This is a genomic window from Zymobacter sp. IVIA_12111.31 C1, assembly GCF_047495495.1.
Taxonomy (GTDB): Bacteria; Pseudomonadota; Gammaproteobacteria; order Pseudomonadales; family Halomonadaceae; genus Zymobacter.
This window is the reverse complement of the sequence record NZ_CP179930.1, coordinates 2,628,073-2,642,874: the sequence shown is the minus strand read 5'-3', so window position 1 is coordinate 2,642,874 and position 14,802 is coordinate 2,628,073. Positions and strand designations below refer to the sequence as shown.

Genomic DNA, 14,802 nt, shown 5'->3' with positions numbered 1-14,802 from the left:
CCCTGTCTGGCCGTGCCCGTACAGAGGGAACGGCCGCAGAGAGGCGCTGTGCGCGCAGAATGCCGAGGGACGGTGCCGCAGTGATGGGATCAGTGCGGGAACAGTTCATCCTCAGTAAAGAAATAGCGGATTTCACGTGCGGCGGAGATTGGCGAATCCGAGCCGTGCACGGCATTGGCTGACACCTGCTCGTGAGAGCCGAAATCGGCGCGGATCGTACCCGGTGCCGCTTTGGCCGGATCGGTGGCCCCCATCAGCTCGCGGTTGTGGTGGATGGCATTTTCGCCTTCCAGCACCTGCACGATCATCGGGCCAGAGGTCATGAAGTCGATTAGGCCAGCAAAGAACGGCTTGCCCTTATGCTCGGCGTAGAACCCTTCGGCTTCTTCGCGCGTCAGTTTCAGCATTTTCATGGCGATGATCGTCAGACCTGCCTGCTCAAAACGTCGCTCGATTTCACCGATCACGTTTTGGGCAACGGCATTGGGCTTGATGATAGAAAACGTACGTTCGATAGCCATGAACTGCTCCTTGTAATGAATGCGATTGACGGAGAGGCGATACTCACGCGCGGTGACATGAACGGAAGGACATGGCATGTCATCGTGCATGCTCTCCTGTTCGATATCGGCCGCGGGGCCGACTCATCCATCAGCGGGCGTGTCAGACGCTGAAGCTTTCGCCACAGCCGCATTCGTCCTTGACGTTGGGGTTGTGGAACTTGAACAGGCGGTTGAGGCCTTCGCTCACGTAGTCCACTTCGGTGCCGTCGAGCATGTGCAGCGCTTCATCATCAATGATGATCTGGGCGTCGTCATGCGTGAAGACATGATCATCATCGTTCAGTTGGCGTGCCAGGTCGAGGGTGTAAGCATAGCCTGAGCAGCCGCTGGGCTTGACGCCCACGCGTAGCCCGAGCGCATGGTGTTCATTGGCGATCAGGCGCTTGATCTGATCGGCGGCGGCCTGAGTCATGGTGATCTGAGCCATGAAGTGTCTCCGAAATAGTGTCTGGGCGCGCCTAGGCGTGCTGGTCGTTGGTCGTCGGGCGCAGCTTGCGTACGGCCTGCATGATGACCTGCGTGGCGACGTCGATGTCTTCGGCGGTGGTGAAACGGCCAAAGCTGAAACGCACAGAGGACAGTGCCAGTTCGGGCGACAGCCCAATGCCCGTCAGTACGAAGGAGGGCGTCAGACTGGCGGAGTTGCAGGCCGAACCGGTTGAGACCGCCAATTCCTTCATTTCCATCATCAGCGTTTCACCGTCGATGCCTTCAAATGCCAGGTTAACCAGATGCGGTGAACCGCCGTCGCGGGGGCCGTTGATATGGGTGGCCGTCAGGCATTGCAGACCGTCGAGGAAGCGTTGGCGCATGTCACGTAGGTGTGCGATCTCGCCGTCCAGATTCTGGTTGATGATCTCGAAGGCTTTGCCCATACCCGCAATCTGGTGAGTCGGCAGCGTGCCCGAGCGGTAGCCGCGCTCGTGACCGCCTCCGTGGATAAGCGGGGCCACACGGGTGTCTCGGCGGATATAAAGCGCCCCTACACCTTTGGGGCCATAGGCCTTATGGCCGGACAGCGACAGCATGTCGACGGGCAGCTGACTGAGGTCGAGCGGAATATGCCCGATGGCCTGTGCGCCATCGACGTGGAACGCTGCGCCGTGAGCGTGAGCGATATCGCCCAGCGCTTTCAGGTCATTGATGCTGCCCACTTCGTTGTTGACCGCCATCAGCGATACGAGTGCCGTTTCATTGGAAATGGCAGCTTCGAGAGCGGCGGGGGAGATTCGCCCATCGGCTTCGGGCGTCAGCCATGTGACGCGCACGCCTTCTTCCTCTTCGAGGTAGCGTGCCGTGTCGATGATGGCTTTGTGTTCGATGATCGACGTGATGAGGTGGCGGCCGCGATCGGCATTGGCGCGCATGAACCCGATCAAGGCAAGGTTGTCTGCTTCGGTAGCCCCTGACGTCCAGATGATCTCACGAGGATCGACTTTGAGCGTATCCGCAACCTGACGGCGCCCTATTTCGACGGCCTGCTCTGCCAGCCAGCCGGGCATATGGCTACGCGACGCGGGATTGGCATAGTTGCCATCCAACGTCAGGTGCTGGGCCATGATATCGGCTACACGAGGGTCGACGGGGGTAGAGGCGGCGTAATCGAAATAGAGGGGGAATCGAGGCATGGGCGGCTACCTTTGCTGGTCGGTGAATAGAGCCATGCAATTCCTGAACATCTTGCATGGCTACTATACTACACGCAAATGATAACCGTTATGACCTACGTCGGCGAACGTAAAAAAGCGGCCGGGCGGGTCTTGCTACGCTGCCTCAGTGCGCAAAGGAGATCACGCGCTCGTCGTGATGGCCCTGTTGCATATGCGCAATGTCGCTAACTTCGCGACGACGCAGCAGCTGTCCCAGCGAAATGCCATCCAGAAAGTCGTGAATGGTATCGGACAGTTCGCACCACAGATGGTGCGTCAGACACGGCGCTCCATTCTGACAATCGCCACGCTTCTGACAGCGCGTCGCGTCCACGGACTCGTTGACGGCATCCACAACGCGTGCGATGGAGATGTTGTCAGGAGAATCGCTCAGCAGATAACCACCCCCTGGTCCCCGCACGCTGTTGACTAGCCCCGAACGACGCAGGCGAGCGAAGAGCTGCTCCAGATAGGAGAGCGAAATGGCCTGGCGTTTGGAAATATCCGCCAGACTGATGGGCGTATTGTTTTCAGCGTGGATTGCCAGATCCAGCATTGCAGTGACCGCGTAGCGGCCTTTTGTGGTCAGGCGCATGAAAGTGTGCCCTCGTAATAATTAGGCGTTATGTGAATGATGGGTATAAAAGCGGGAGTACTGTCGACCCGTCGTAAGCGAGCCTTGACCACAATTGCATATAGATAACAAGGGGGGTATGTCAATACCCCACAATTTTAATAGGAATTAAGAAAATCTTTCTATCGCTAGGAAAACGCCGTGATCATGCGGGATTGAGCAGGATCGTAGGGGGTTGTGGATAAATGTCGCTTGCGACGCCGTGCCGCGCTAAAAAGCGATCAAAAACGCCCTTTTCTTAGCCTATCGCTTGGCCTTTTCTATGGCACTGGCGATGCCGCGAAGGATGTTCACTTCCATCCGATCGGGGCGAGCACGGGCATACAAACGTCGTAGGCGGGGCATCAATTGGCGGGGGTTTTCCGGGTCATGGAAACCGAGTGCGATCAGCGAGCGTTCCATGTGCACGAACAGCTGTTCCAGCTCGTCCTGCGTGGCCAGCGGGTGATCCCATTCGATGCCGAACGGCGTATCTGAGTGCTCATCACGGATATCTTGGTGATCGCGCCAGCACTGATGCGCTTCGTAGGCCATGACCTGTACTGCCGCTCCCAAGTTCAGCGAAGAGAACTGGGGATTGGTGAGGATATGGACATGGGTTTGGCAGTGCTGCAGTTCGTCGTTGGTGAGGCCTGTATCCTCACGGCCGAATACGATCGCGACGCGGGCATCTTCACCGCCAGCGGTCAGTTCTCCCGGTAGGCGCGCTGCGAATTCACGCGGCGTTACCATCGGCCACGGCAGCGTGCGGCTGCGGGCACTGCAGCCTACGACCCATGTGCAGCCGGTCAGCGCTTCCGCCAGCGTGTGGTGAGTGGTGAGGTTGGCCAGCACATCGTCTGCGCCGGATGCACGTGCGATGGCATCGCGTTCGTTGGGGGCACAGCGCGGGCTGACTAGCGCCAGATCGAATAGGCCCATGTTCTTCATGGCGCGCGCTACGCCGCCGATGTTGCCTGGGTGGCTGGTGCCGACCAGAACGATGCGAATGCGAGAAAGCCAGCTATCTGAAGGAAGTGCGTCCACGGAAATTCCTTTGACCTGAAGCGCCGCATGCGGCGGCAGATGAGTAAGCACAAGGCGTAATTGACGCAGATTCTAGCATGATGCTTTCCGGCTGTTGGACGTTCTGCTAGGATAGCGTCCCTTGCAGGACGTCTGCTTCTTCGGTAGCGCGCTTCCGCAACTCTTTCGCTCTTTAACAGTGCCTTTCGGTAGGGGCCCCTTTAATGGGGGAGCCTTGTCGTTCATCACTCTGAATCAGGTCGATATACCATGCAACCTATGGTCGAATTCGCCCTGCGTGCCCTGCGTGGCGCTCAGGATACGTATTACCGCATGCGCGAGAAGATCGAAGTCGCTCGCGAAGACAAGACTCTCGATATCCTGCTGGAAGACACAGCACGCTTCGCTGAGGCACAGATTGTGCGCAGCTTTGAGCGTGGCTATCCCCTCCACGGCATTTCTGGTCGCTTCACTCCGTACCGCGAAGGTACCGGAATGGGCAAAGACTTCCATTGGAAAATCGAACTGCAGCACGGCTATTCCAACCTGGCGCACAGCGCTCCGGGCTGGGCGATCTCCATGACCTGCTACGTCAAGGGTCGTGCCGAGCACGGCGTTCTGATCTCCCCCTTCACTGATGAAGAATTCGTGGTGAGCCGCGGTCAGGGCACGCGCTTCAATCAGCACCGCATGCGTACGCAGCCGGTCGCTCAGATCGAAGATACGCGCGTTGCCATGAGCCTGCCGGAACGCTGGATTCGTGCGCGCAATATCGAACAGTATCAGGCCGTCACGCGTGCACTGGCACCGCAGGTCGACATGATCCGTTCTTCCGGTTGCCCGCTGCTGGACCTGGCTGATTTCGCCGCCGGTCGTGTCGATTTCGCCCTGGCCTTCGGTCTGGACGAATACGATACCCACCTTGCTTCGCTGCTGCTGAAAGAAGCTGGCGCAATCGTTGGCCCGCTTAACGGTTCTCCGCGCATTGAGCCGGAAACCGTACTGATGGCATCGCACCAGCGCCTGTTCCCCGTATTGGTACGTCAGTTCGCGTCTATCGCCTCCTGATTGCCTACGGTGCAGCAGTGCTAAATGGCCAGCCTTCGGGCTGGCCATTTTTGTTGATACCGTCGCCTCTTCTTGATGTAAAGCGATACACTTCTGCTTGAGATATTGCCCTTTCGCTTAGAGAGGCATCTGCTATGCGAAACCGCTGTGTTTTAGGCGGCAGAGCGGTCATGTGTGGTGCGACTTCGCAGGTGGGTGCTTTGTGCGGATAAGGGAAAGCCCGCGGTGGTGATCAATTGTCTTGTGCGAGACCGCTGTGTTTGGGCGGTAGAGCTGTCATGTGTGGTGTGACTCCGCAGGTGGGTGCTTTGTGCGGATAAAGGAACACCCGCGGTGGTGATCAATTGTCTTATGCGGGACCGCTGTGTTTGGGTGGTAGAGCGGTCATGTGTGGTGCGACTTCGCAGGTGGGTGCTTTGTGCGGATAAGGGAAAGCCCGCAGTGGTGATTAATTGCCTTATGCGAGATTGCTGTGTTTTGGCAGCGGGGCGGGCATGGCTTTGCTGATGGAGGCTTCGGGTGGATAAGAGAAAAGCCCGCGGTGACCATTTTCGTTTTCGTTTGAGCTTGTTGTGCTTGAGCGAAGGGGCGGCCATGTAAGGCATCACACCGTAAATGAACATGGCGTGTGGATATGAAAAACCCCCAGCGGTGACGATCACCGTTAGGGGTTTTTTACGCCTGTAGTGCAGCGCCTCGAAAGGCGTTTACGGTCAGGGCGTGCTGTCGTGCTGTGGCTTGGTCAGGTCCGAACGACGTAGTTTGAACAGTACCAGCAAAGCGGCGGCAACGTAGATCGACGAGAACGTACCCAGTACGACCCCGAAGATCAATGCCAGCGAGAAGTTGTGCAGCATCTCGCCGCCCATGGTGTACAGCGCGCACAGTGCCAGCAGGGTCGTACCGGAGGTTGCAATGGTACGCGCCAGCGTCTGATTGATGGCATCGTTGCAGATCTGCACGATGTCGTGGCTGCGCGAAGTGCGGATGTTCTCTCGGATACGGTCATAGACCACGATCGTATCATTGAGTGAATACCCCAGCACCGCTAGCACACCGGCCATCACGGTCAGGTCGAATTCCAAGTGGAAGATCGAGAAGATGCCGATGACGATTAATACGTCGTGTGCCAGTGCCAGTACAGCCCCCAGAGCAAACTTCCACTGAAAGCGCAGGGCAAGGTAGATCATGATGCCGATCAGCGCATACAGAAGGCCTTTGCCCCCTTGATTGCTAAGCTGGTCACCCACCTGCGAGCCGATAAAGTTGGCGCTGACCACATGAGCCGCATTATCGCTGCTGGAAATGACCGCTGCGATCTTCTGGCCGATGTTGTCGGTGTAGTCGACCTGCATGCGGATTTGCGCATCCTGAGTCGTACCGCCTGCCTGTACGGTCGGGTTTGGATACCCCGCTTTGGCGATGGTTTCGCGTACCTGTTCAAGATCCGGCTGGCGATCAAAGTGCACCTGCACGATCGTCCCACCCGTGAAGTCCAGCCCCAGGTTCAGATGACGTGTGGCCAGTGAGCCGATTGCGATGATCGTCAGCAGAATGGAAATGACGTAGGCAATTCGACGTTTACCCATGAAGTCGATGAGTTTCATTGTCATGGCCCCTCAGATCCAGAGACGTTTCAGCGTACGGCGATAGCCGTAGGCCAGATGAGTCAGGGCACGGCTGAGCGTCACCGACGTGAACACTGACGTGATGATCCCGATGGCGGTCGTTACGGCGAAGCCCTTGACAGGGCCGGTACCGATCTTGAACAGGATCAGGGCGACCAGCAGTGTCGTCAGCTGGGAGTCGACGATAGACGTCAGTGCGCGGTCATAACCCGCCTGAATGGCTTGCAGCGGTGCAAGCTGGGTGCGCTGTTCTTCACGGATACGTTCAAAGATCAGTACGTTCCCGTCGACGGCCATTGCCAGTGCCAGCACGATACCGGCAATACCGGGCATGGTCAGCGTGGCACCCATCAGGGACATCAGGGCCAGCAGCAGCGCCAAGTTGGCGATCAGTGCCAGCGTAGCGATGATGCCGAAGCCTTTGTAGCGCAGGATCATGAAGACGATCAGCATCGCCAGCGCGACGCCGACGGACATGATGCCTCGGTCAATGTTCTGCTGACCCAAGCTTGGCCCGATGGTGCTTTCTTCAGAGAAGTAGATCGGCGCGGCAAGCGAGCCGGAGCGCAGCAGCAGTGACAGTTCCTGTGCTTCACTGGCGGAACGCAGCCCCGTGATCTGGAACTTATCGCTCAGCTGGGACTGGATCGTAGCGAGGCTGATGATGCCGCGTTCGGTACGGGTATGGCGCTGAGCATCACCTTCGGCATCGGTAACGGCGTCGCTCTTGTGCTCGATGTAGATGACGGCCATTGCGTTGCCGACGTTGTTCTGCGTGGCGCGCGACATTTCTTTACCGCCTGCGCTATCCAGCTGGATGCTGACGGACGGGCGGCCGTTCTGGTCGACGCCGACGCTTGCGCTGGAGACCTGATCACCGGTCACGATGACATCGCGCATCAGCGGTGCTTCTCGGTGCTCGGTCTTGTTGCGGAACGGAATGACTTCGGTATCGGCCGCTGATGTTTCCTGAGTGGCCGCCATACGGAACTCAAGGTTCGCCGTAGCACCGACAACGCGTTTGGCCGCAGCGGTGTCTTGGATCCCCGGCAGTTCGACCATGATACGGTTGTCACCCACGCGCTGAACGGTAGGCTCGGACACCCCCAGTTCGTTTACGCGGTTACGCAGCGTCGTGAGGTTCTGTTCGATGGCATAGTTCTGCAGATCCTGCAGAGCGGAAGGCTTAAGTGCCATGGTCAGTGCCACGCCGCGGCCACGCTGTTCGGTGGTGAACGTATAGTTCTGGGCGTCGCTGAATTTGGAAGTGATCAGGCTCTTGGCCTGATTCAGATCGTCTTCACTGGTAAAGGACATGACGATCTGGCCGTTTTCGACCTTGTTGCGCAGCGTACGAAGATTGTCGTCGCGCAGCAGTTGGCGAATCAGACCCGCATGGGTGTTCAGACGCTGATCGACGGCGGCAGGCATGTCCACGTCGAGCATGAAGTGCACGCCACCCCGCAGGTCAAGACCCAGGCTCATGGGGGCGCCACCAACGGCACGCAGCCAAGCGGGCGTCGCATCGGCCAGGTTAAGGGCCGTGACGTAGTTGTCACCCAGTTCGTGATCGACCAGTTCCTTGGCGTGTGCCTGCTGGCTGATGCTGTTCAGGCGAATGAGAGCGGAACGGTTGTCTGCTGACATTTCACCACGTTTGACGCTGATACCCGCCTGATCGAGTACCGCAACGGCACGATCGAGATCCTGTCGGGTAAGCTGGGTTTCTCCCTGCCCGCTGATCTGGACCGCCGGCTCTTCAGGGTAGAGATTGGGCAGTGCATAGATCGTACCGACGATCAGCACCACTGCGATCAGAAGATATTTCCAGAGTGGATAGCGATTGAGCATTGAGCTCTTCCCTAGTGGCTGACGTGAATACAGGGCAGGCGCCGCGCGGATACGCGCAAGCGGGGCAGCGTAAGGCCGCCCCGACCTGCCAGACAGCACGGACATCCCATATCGCGTGATGTCAGTCCCGTGTTGCCATGTGTCAGATGTTTTTCAGCGTGCCTTTAGGCAGGACAGCGATGACCGCATTCTTCTGGATGGTCAGCTCGGTGCCTTCGGCGATTTCGACTTTGACGTAGTCATCGACCACTTTGGTGATGCGGCCTGTCAGACCACCGGCAAAAACGATTTCGTTGCCTTTGGCCAGCTGGCTCATCAGTTCGCGCTGTGCCTTGGCACGTTTGCTCTGCGGACGCATGACCATGAAGTACATCAGGATGAAAACGGCGATGATCGGCAGGAACGTAATCAGGGAGCTGCCCTGCGTTGCCGGAGCCGCTGCGCCATCGGCGTGAGCCGCGGTAATCAGAAAATCGAGCATGGGTATTCCTCGTCAAAAGTAGGATGAAACGGTAAGGCAAGGCACCCGTTGAGCGGGTGCCTATGGAAAACGATCAGTCTGCCAGCGGCGGAACGGGCTGTCCGCGACGGGCATAGAAGTTCTCTACGTAATCGGTCAATGTACCTGCTTCGATGGCGCCGCGTAAACCGGCCATCAGGCGCTGGTAATGGCGCAAGTTGTGGATCGTGTTGAGCTGTGCGCCCAGCATTTCCCCACAGCGGTCAAGGTGATGCAGGTAGCCGCGCGAGAAGTGCTGACAAGTGTAGCAGTCGCAGTCGGCTTCGAGCGGTGCCGTCGAGTGGCGGTGTGACGCATTGCGGATGCGCACTACGCCGTCGAAGGTGAACAGGTGTCCGTTGCGCGCATTGCGGGTCGGCATTACGCAGTCGAACATGTCCACACCGCGGCGAACGCCCTCGACCAGATCTTCCGGCTTACCGACGCCCATCAGATAGCGCGGCAGGTGCGACGGCATCATGGTCGGCAGGTAGTCGAGTACCTTCATCATCTCTTCTTTTGGCTCGCCGACGGATAGCCCGCCGATCGCCAGCCCATCGAAGCCGATCTCGACCAACCCTTTCAGCGAGCGTTCACGCAGCTCCTTGTACATGCCGCCCTGGATGATACCGAACAGTGCCGATGGAGAGGAACCGTGTGCGGTGCGTGAACGTTGTGCCCAGCGCAGCGACAGCTCCATAGAGTCCTTAGCCTGCTCGTAGGTGGCCGGATAAGGCGTGCACTCGTCGAAGATCATCACGATGTCGGAGCCGAGAGAGCGCTGTACGGCCATGGACTCTTCCGGGCCCATGAACACTTTGGAGCCGTCGACCGGTGAGCGGAAATGGACGCCTTCTTCGGTGATCTTGCGCATTTCGCCGAGCGAGAACACCTGGAAACCGCCGGAGTCGGTCAGGATCGGGCGCTGCCACTGAGAGAAGTCATGCAGATCGCCGTGCGTCTCCATCACCTCCATCCCCGGGCGCAGCCACAGGTGGAAGGTGTTGCCGAGAATGATTTCGGCACCGATCTTCTCGATGTCATGCGGGGTCATGCCCTTGACGGTACCGTAGGTGCCGACCGGCATGAAGGCCGGCGTCTCGACCGTACCGCGCGGGAAGCTCAGGCGGCCGCGACGGGCCTTGCCATCCTGCGCGATGCGCTCGAAATGCATGAAACATTCTTCTCTCATGAAGGTCTCTCGTACGTGTAATGCGATAAGCGGGGCATTGCAGGCGCAATGCAGTGGCGATGGCGCGCTGTCACTCGGCCTCAGGCTTACGGGTCAGGAACATCGCATCGCCATAGCTGAAGAACGCATACTGCTGCTCGACGGCTTCTTGGTAGGCTCGCATGGTAGCGTCATAGCCTGCAAAGGCCGATACCAGCATCAACAGCGTTGATTCAGGCAAATGGAAATTGGTGACCAGTGCGTCAACGCACTGCCAGCGGTAGCCGGGATAGATGAAGATCGTTGTGTCACCGATGAAGGGGCGCAGCGTACCACCCTGCGATGCGGTTTCCAGGCAACGTACGCTGGTGGTACCGACCGCAATGACGCGGTTGCCTCGGGCATGAGCGGCATTGACGATGTCACACGTTTCTTCGCTGACGTTCAGCCACTCGCTGTGCATCACGTGATCGGTGATGTTGTCTTCGCGCACCGGCTGGAACGTGCCCGCCCCGACGTGTAGGGTGACGAAGGCCGTTTCAATGCCTTTGTCGCGCAGCTGCTGCATCATGGCATCGTCGAAGTGTAGGCCCGCCGTGGGGGCGGCAACGGCGCCTTCGTTGCGGGCATAAACCGTTTGGTAGCGCTCGCGGTCGCTCAGTTCATCTTCGCGGGTAATATAAGGAGGCAGCGGCATATGGCCGTGCTGCTCCAGTAACGGTACCAGCGGTTCTTCATTCAGGAAGTGCAGGATGAAGAGGGCATCATCGCGGCCTTCGACTTCCGCTTCGATTCCCCCTTCGAAAAGCAGTCGAGTGCCCGGCTTCGGCGACTTGCTGCTGCGCAGGTGTACCAGCGCACGATGGCTGTCGAGCAGGCGCTCTAACAGCATTTCAACTTTGCCACCGGAGGCTTTCTGACCGAACAGGCGGGCCGGAATGACGCGCGTATCGTTGAATACCATGACGTCACCTGGGTTCAGGTGATCGAGCAGGGCGGGAAAGCGCTTGTGCGCCAGCTGGCCGCTCGTCCCGTCGACGCAGAGCAGGCGGCAGTCGGTGCGGGAGGCTGACGGATAACGCGCGATCAGCGCCTCGGGGAGATCGAAGTGAAAGTCAGAGCGTTGCATGGCCTGCCATTCCGATGATAGGAGCGTGTCACGAGGGCGGTGGTCCCCCATAGGATAAGGCGGCCATCATAGCCAATTGGTTCTCTAAAGTCATTGACGTATCTCAAGGGCTCCGTATAATGCAGGCGCATAGTTATGCCAGTGTGGCGAAATTGGTAGACGCAGTGGATTCAAAATCCACCGGGCTAACCCCCGTGCCGGTTCGAGTCCGGCCACTGGTACCACGAATACAGCAAAGTGGTGTTATCGACATCGCCCTGCCATGAAAAGGTCGCTCTTGAGCGGCCTTTTTTTGTTTTCCTTCTTCGCTTTCGTAATGGTCTTGCGTCAGCAAACGTTCCTCATTGGTAACTTCTCGTCGCGGTATTTTTCTATCAAGCAGACGTTAGCATTGCACAGCCGCTCGTTTAAGGACTCTCCAAGTTAGTGGCTGCTCATATTCCCGAATTCTGCAAATGAACCGATGCGTTGGCGGCCGCCTTACAACGCCGCCTTCGATGATTTGGGCGTCGTGTGCTTTAGGATGGCGGTGTCCTTTGCAATGTTTGCACAAAGCATACAGTGGATTGACCGTCTCGAATGAAGAGGTGGTCGCCGTTGATGGCTATCGGGAAAATGGATGGCTGTGCACATTATGCATGTATGAGCGCCTTCGGAGCGTCTGACACCGATACGGACATTCCATGGCTGGAAACGCGTAGATGACGACTGGGCCGCAACGGTTGAGCACGTCATCTGCCAAGCCAGCGACTAGAAGACGATGCGCGGAGGAGCGAGCGTGGCAGATCATCATTTCATGTATTGGATTCGGCAGCTTTATGGGCGCAATGCCGAGGTACTTCAGCAGGAACCGGCACGCTGTGCGCTTGTTCGCTTGCTGGTACAGGAAGAAATCGACCATCGCCTTCAGTTCAGTGCGGAAGAGCAGCACGCGCTGAGCGGCTGGGCCAGCGCATCACCCTGCGCGAGCTTAGGGGGCGGTGCACGCACTACCGCACCGGGGCTGTCCTTCCACGAACGGGCCGTTCAGCGTTTGCAGCACCGCGAACGGCGAGGTGGACGTAGTGCCGAAGCGCATACGGCGTCGGCGTTGCTGGAACAGTTAAAGCCGCGCGATCAGGCGGCCCTGTTACTGACCGGGTATCAGCTGCAACCCGCACGCCAGCGAGATGAACGGCTAGAGATGGCCTCACTGGAAGCGATGGAAGCTTTGCCTCCGCGTGACCTCACCCTAGATGACATCTGGTCACTGCAGCAGGTGCTGGCACGCTGGCTCGATATCGCGCTTGATCGCCCCTTCCCTTCTGCCCAAGCACTGCAGCGCGCAGGCGTTCGTGCCAGAGGGCGTTTGATGAATGCAATGAACCACTCCTTGCTAGAGGCTGGCATTCTTGTCGCATAGAAAATCGGATATAAACGAAGGCCACTACTGTTTGGCGCTTCCTATCGAAATGGCCTTCGGTCTACGAGTGTTGTTATATAAGTACAAGAAAAATCATGGTTGAACCTACCACCCCCTGATTTTATAGATGCCCTTGCTGTGCTAGCGCACGGCGAGGGCATCGTCGTTTATGGCACCGCCTGTCATGGCTAAAACACGGCGGGTGTCACTGTGTGTTCTACATCGGCAGTCGATCGCAAAACGGTCTGGGGGCTGCCAAAATGGTGTCATCCTGAACAACGTGTATCGAGACGATCGGCAGCGTTGGTTACCTTGCCTCGATGACGAATGAAACGCCCTTGCTGTGCTAGCGCACGGCGAGGGCGTCGTCGTTTATGGCGCAGCCTGTCATGGCTAAAACATGGCGGGTGTCACTGTGTGTTCTACATCGGCAGTCGATCGCAAAACGGTCTGGGGGCTGCCAAAATGGTGTCATCCTGAACGACGTGTATCGAGACGATTGGTGGCTTTAGTTACTTTGCCTCGATGACGAATGAAACGCCCTTGCTGTGCTAGTGCACGGTGAGGGCGTCGTTGTTTATGGCACCGCTTTTCATGGCGAGAAACGCTGTAGTTGTCACCGTGCGTTTTACATCGGCAGTCGATCGCAAAACGGTCCGGGGACTGCCAGAATAGTGCCATCCTGTTAGAAGTCCGCTTTGGCGGAGGCTTCTTTCATTGCGCCCTGATGCCTTCTGGTATCGGGGCGTTTCTATTGGTGCGTCGTGGGTGGCGCACTGATTCTTGTTCATTTTCATAGCCGATGCATCTGCGTGATGCGTCGGCTTTCTTATATAGAGAGATAGGACGCCATCATGTCATCAAGTTTGAAGGTGCCCTCGGATCTGCTGTACGCCATACGTGATGTGCTGGCCGCAAAGTTGCCAGAGACCTATGTCGGTCTTCTTGATGAACAAGCGGGCGCGCCCGGTGCTGCGTCGATATTGATCGAGCCGGTCAGCATGCTGTGCACGACCGGGCGCGGTGGTGATGGGCGTCATGCACACGATATGGGCATTGCATTGCATGCCGTCATCGGCAAGGGGCGTGATCATGCGGTGCGTGACGCAGTAGACCTAGCGGCCGCCGCGCAGCAGCTTGTTGATGACAACTGCTGGGGCCTGCCCGCAGCGCAGGTCTACGCTCCCCGCAACCTGAGGGCACACCGCAGGGACTTCTTCCACGAGCAGACGCGCTACGAAGCTTGGCGTGTGCTGTTCTTCCAGATCATCCATCTTGGCGAATCGCTCTATGACGATCCTGTCATCAGTGGTGATGGCCTGATGGTAGCCAATGCCAACGCTTCCAATATCAATGATGCCGCTCAGTACTCGCCGCTGAAGGAGGGTCTGCATGCGTAGTCTGATCGAACGCATGATCCAGCAGGCACTGTCGTCACATGTCGAACACCTAGCGGGTGTCGGCGATGCGCTCAATGAGGTGCAGCGCCAGCTCAGCAATATGATCCGCGTGGGCGTGCTGAGTGCAGTTGATCCCGCTCAGGGGCGCTGTCGCGTCAAGCACGGCGACTGCCTCTCCCCTTGGGTGCGTTACTTCATGCCCGCCGCCGGTGACGTAAGGCAGGCTCGTCATCCCTCAGTGGGTGAGCAGTGCCTGCTACTCAACTACGGCGGTGGTGATAGCAGTGCGCAGACCATGGCGCTGTGCGGCTTGCCGAGCGATGGTTTTCCGCTTGCTTCCGTAGAAGGGCATGTGAGCGCGACGGAATATCCCGACGGGTTGCGCTATCAGCACGACAGTCAGCGCAAGGTCACGGATATCCATTACAGCGACGGCACGCTTCATCAGCATGATGCCGACAAGAAAGTGACGCTGACCCGCTTCAGCGATGGCGCCGTTCAACAGTACGACGCTGCAGCGCAGCAGATGCTGTGTCAGGTGGCGTCGTCGTCGATCGTGATGGATCCCATGTCGATCACACTAACCGCAGGCGGTTCGATGCTGCGGGTCGATGCGGCCGGCATCACGCTCAATGGCCCGATGGTGACCCATGCCGGCATCAATATCGGCAACAGCCACGTGCACCCTAACGTCCAGAAAGGGGTAGCCAAGACAGATCCGCCGGAGGGGTGAGCATGCTAGGAATGCAGCGAGATACAGGCCGCTCAATTAGCGGGTTCGACCAGTTTGTTAGCCGCGTGGT

Annotated in this window: 14 protein-coding genes and 1 tRNA gene; 5 read left to right on the top strand and 10 right to left on the bottom strand. The window is 58.1% G+C overall.

All coding sequences use genetic code 11. The annotated features are described in order from the left end of the window. Positions 1-89 precede the first annotated feature (89 nt). From ndk to ACMHYW_RS11770, 5 genes are all read right to left on the bottom strand, one after another. On the bottom strand, positions 90-521 hold the full coding sequence (ndk, locus tag ACMHYW_RS11790; RefSeq protein WP_027706359.1) for a nucleoside-diphosphate kinase: 432 nt from the start codon (positions 519-521) through the stop codon (positions 90-92). Between the two features lie 142 nt (positions 522-663). Further along, positions 664-990 carry a HesB/IscA family protein gene (locus ACMHYW_RS11785; protein WP_414500081.1) on the bottom strand — a complete coding sequence of 109 codons (327 nt, stop codon included), beginning with the start codon at positions 988-990 and terminating at the stop codon, positions 664-666. 31 nt (positions 991-1,021) lie between these two features. After that, a complete protein-coding gene (locus ACMHYW_RS11780; RefSeq protein ID WP_414500080.1) occupies positions 1,022-2,191 on the bottom strand; it encodes a cysteine desulfurase family protein in 1,170 nt (389 codons plus the stop codon). Between the two features lie 145 nt (positions 2,192-2,336). Continuing rightward, positions 2,337-2,807 carry a Fe-S cluster assembly transcription factor gene (locus tag ACMHYW_RS11775; RefSeq protein ID WP_038279792.1) on the bottom strand — a complete coding sequence of 157 codons (471 nt, stop codon included), beginning with the start codon at positions 2,805-2,807 and terminating at the stop codon, positions 2,337-2,339. Positions 2,808-3,089: 282 nt separating this feature from the next. Continuing rightward, positions 3,090-3,872 (bottom strand): RNA methyltransferase, encoded by a 783-nt coding sequence (locus tag ACMHYW_RS11770; RefSeq protein WP_084261970.1) that lies wholly within the window; start codon positions 3,870-3,872, stop codon positions 3,090-3,092. 249 nt (positions 3,873-4,121) lie between these two features. Between ACMHYW_RS11770 and ACMHYW_RS11765 the strand changes: the two genes are divergently transcribed. Next, positions 4,122-4,919, top strand: coding sequence for an inositol monophosphatase family protein (locus ACMHYW_RS11765; protein ID WP_414500079.1), 798 nt, complete (start codon positions 4,122-4,124; stop codon positions 4,917-4,919). A 713-nt stretch (positions 4,920-5,632) separates the two neighbouring features. Here the strand turns inward: ACMHYW_RS11765 and secF are convergent. From secF to queA, 5 genes are all read right to left on the bottom strand, one after another. Beyond that, positions 5,633-6,526 carry a protein translocase subunit SecF gene (secF, locus tag ACMHYW_RS11760; RefSeq protein ID WP_027706354.1) on the bottom strand — a complete coding sequence of 298 codons (894 nt, stop codon included), beginning with the start codon at positions 6,524-6,526 and terminating at the stop codon, positions 5,633-5,635. 12 nt (positions 6,527-6,538) lie between these two features. Beyond that, positions 6,539-8,398: a protein translocase subunit SecD gene (secD, locus tag ACMHYW_RS11755; protein ID WP_027706353.1), complete on the bottom strand. Its 1,860-nt coding sequence runs from the start codon at positions 8,396-8,398 to the stop codon at positions 6,539-6,541. Positions 8,399-8,540: 142 nt separating this feature from the next. Continuing rightward, positions 8,541-8,879: a preprotein translocase subunit YajC gene (gene yajC / locus ACMHYW_RS11750; RefSeq protein ID WP_414500078.1), complete on the bottom strand. Its 339-nt coding sequence runs from the start codon at positions 8,877-8,879 to the stop codon at positions 8,541-8,543. A gap of 73 nt (positions 8,880-8,952) precedes the next feature. Beyond that, positions 8,953-10,071, bottom strand: a complete 1,119-nt coding sequence (gene tgt / locus ACMHYW_RS11745) for a tRNA guanosine(34) transglycosylase Tgt (protein WP_027706351.1) — start codon at positions 10,069-10,071, stop codon at positions 8,953-8,955. Between the two features lie 88 nt (positions 10,072-10,159). After that, a complete protein-coding gene (gene queA, locus ACMHYW_RS11740) occupies positions 10,160-11,197 on the bottom strand; it encodes a tRNA preQ1(34) S-adenosylmethionine ribosyltransferase-isomerase QueA (protein ID WP_414500077.1) in 1,038 nt (345 codons plus the stop codon). Between the two features lie 137 nt (positions 11,198-11,334). Between queA and ACMHYW_RS11735 the strand changes: the two genes are divergently transcribed. The 4 genes from ACMHYW_RS11735 to ACMHYW_RS11720 all read left to right on the top strand — a co-directional run bounded on the left by ACMHYW_RS11735 (position 11,335) and on the right by ACMHYW_RS11720 (position 14,732). After that, a tRNA-Leu gene (locus tag ACMHYW_RS11735) sits at positions 11,335-11,421 on the top strand. A gap of 554 nt (positions 11,422-11,975) precedes the next feature. Beyond that, positions 11,976-12,599 carry a hypothetical protein gene (locus ACMHYW_RS11730; RefSeq protein WP_414500076.1) on the top strand — a complete coding sequence of 208 codons (624 nt, stop codon included), beginning with the start codon at positions 11,976-11,978 and terminating at the stop codon, positions 12,597-12,599. 854 nt (positions 12,600-13,453) lie between these two features. Continuing rightward, complete coding sequence (locus tag ACMHYW_RS11725; protein WP_414500075.1) at positions 13,454-13,999, top strand: hypothetical protein; 546 nt, start codon at positions 13,454-13,456, stop codon at positions 13,997-13,999. Continuing rightward, the gene (locus ACMHYW_RS11720; protein WP_414500074.1) at positions 13,992-14,732 is read left to right on the top strand and encodes a phage baseplate assembly protein V; all 741 of its coding nucleotides are present in this window, start codon (positions 13,992-13,994) and stop codon (positions 14,730-14,732) included. Before ACMHYW_RS11725 ends, ACMHYW_RS11720 begins: the two co-directional genes overlap by 8 nt. Positions 14,733-14,802 lie beyond the last annotated feature (70 nt).

Coding starts and splice junctions, on each gene's coding strand:
- ACMHYW_RS11720 (WP_414500074.1), top strand. CDS start 13,992: ATGCGTAGTCTGATCGAACGCATGATCCAGCAGGCACTGTCGTCACAT.
- ACMHYW_RS11765 (WP_414500079.1), top strand. CDS start 4,122: ATGCAACCTATGGTCGAATTCGCCCTGCGTGCCCTGCGTGGCGCTCAG.
- ACMHYW_RS11775 (WP_038279792.1), bottom strand. CDS start 2,807: ATGCGCCTGACCACAAAAGGCCGCTACGCGGTCACTGCAATGCTGGAT.
- yajC (WP_414500078.1), bottom strand. CDS start 8,879: ATGCTCGATTTTCTGATTACCGCGGCTCACGCCGATGGCGCAGCGGCT.
- ACMHYW_RS11725 (WP_414500075.1), top strand. CDS start 13,454: ATGTCATCAAGTTTGAAGGTGCCCTCGGATCTGCTGTACGCCATACGT.
- queA (WP_414500077.1), bottom strand. CDS start 11,197: ATGCAACGCTCTGACTTTCACTTCGATCTCCCCGAGGCGCTGATCGCG.
- ndk (WP_027706359.1), bottom strand. CDS start 521: ATGGCTATCGAACGTACGTTTTCTATCATCAAGCCCAATGCCGTTGCC.
- secD (WP_027706353.1), bottom strand. CDS start 8,398: ATGCTCAATCGCTATCCACTCTGGAAATATCTTCTGATCGCAGTGGTG.
- ACMHYW_RS11785 (WP_414500081.1), bottom strand. CDS start 990: ATGGCTCAGATCACCATGACTCAGGCCGCCGCCGATCAGATCAAGCGC.
- secF (WP_027706354.1), bottom strand. CDS start 6,526: ATGAAACTCATCGACTTCATGGGTAAACGTCGAATTGCCTACGTCATT.
- tgt (WP_027706351.1), bottom strand. CDS start 10,071: ATGCATTTCGAGCGCATCGCGCAGGATGGCAAGGCCCGTCGCGGCCGC.
- ACMHYW_RS11780 (WP_414500080.1), bottom strand. CDS start 2,191: ATGCCTCGATTCCCCCTCTATTTCGATTACGCCGCCTCTACCCCCGTC.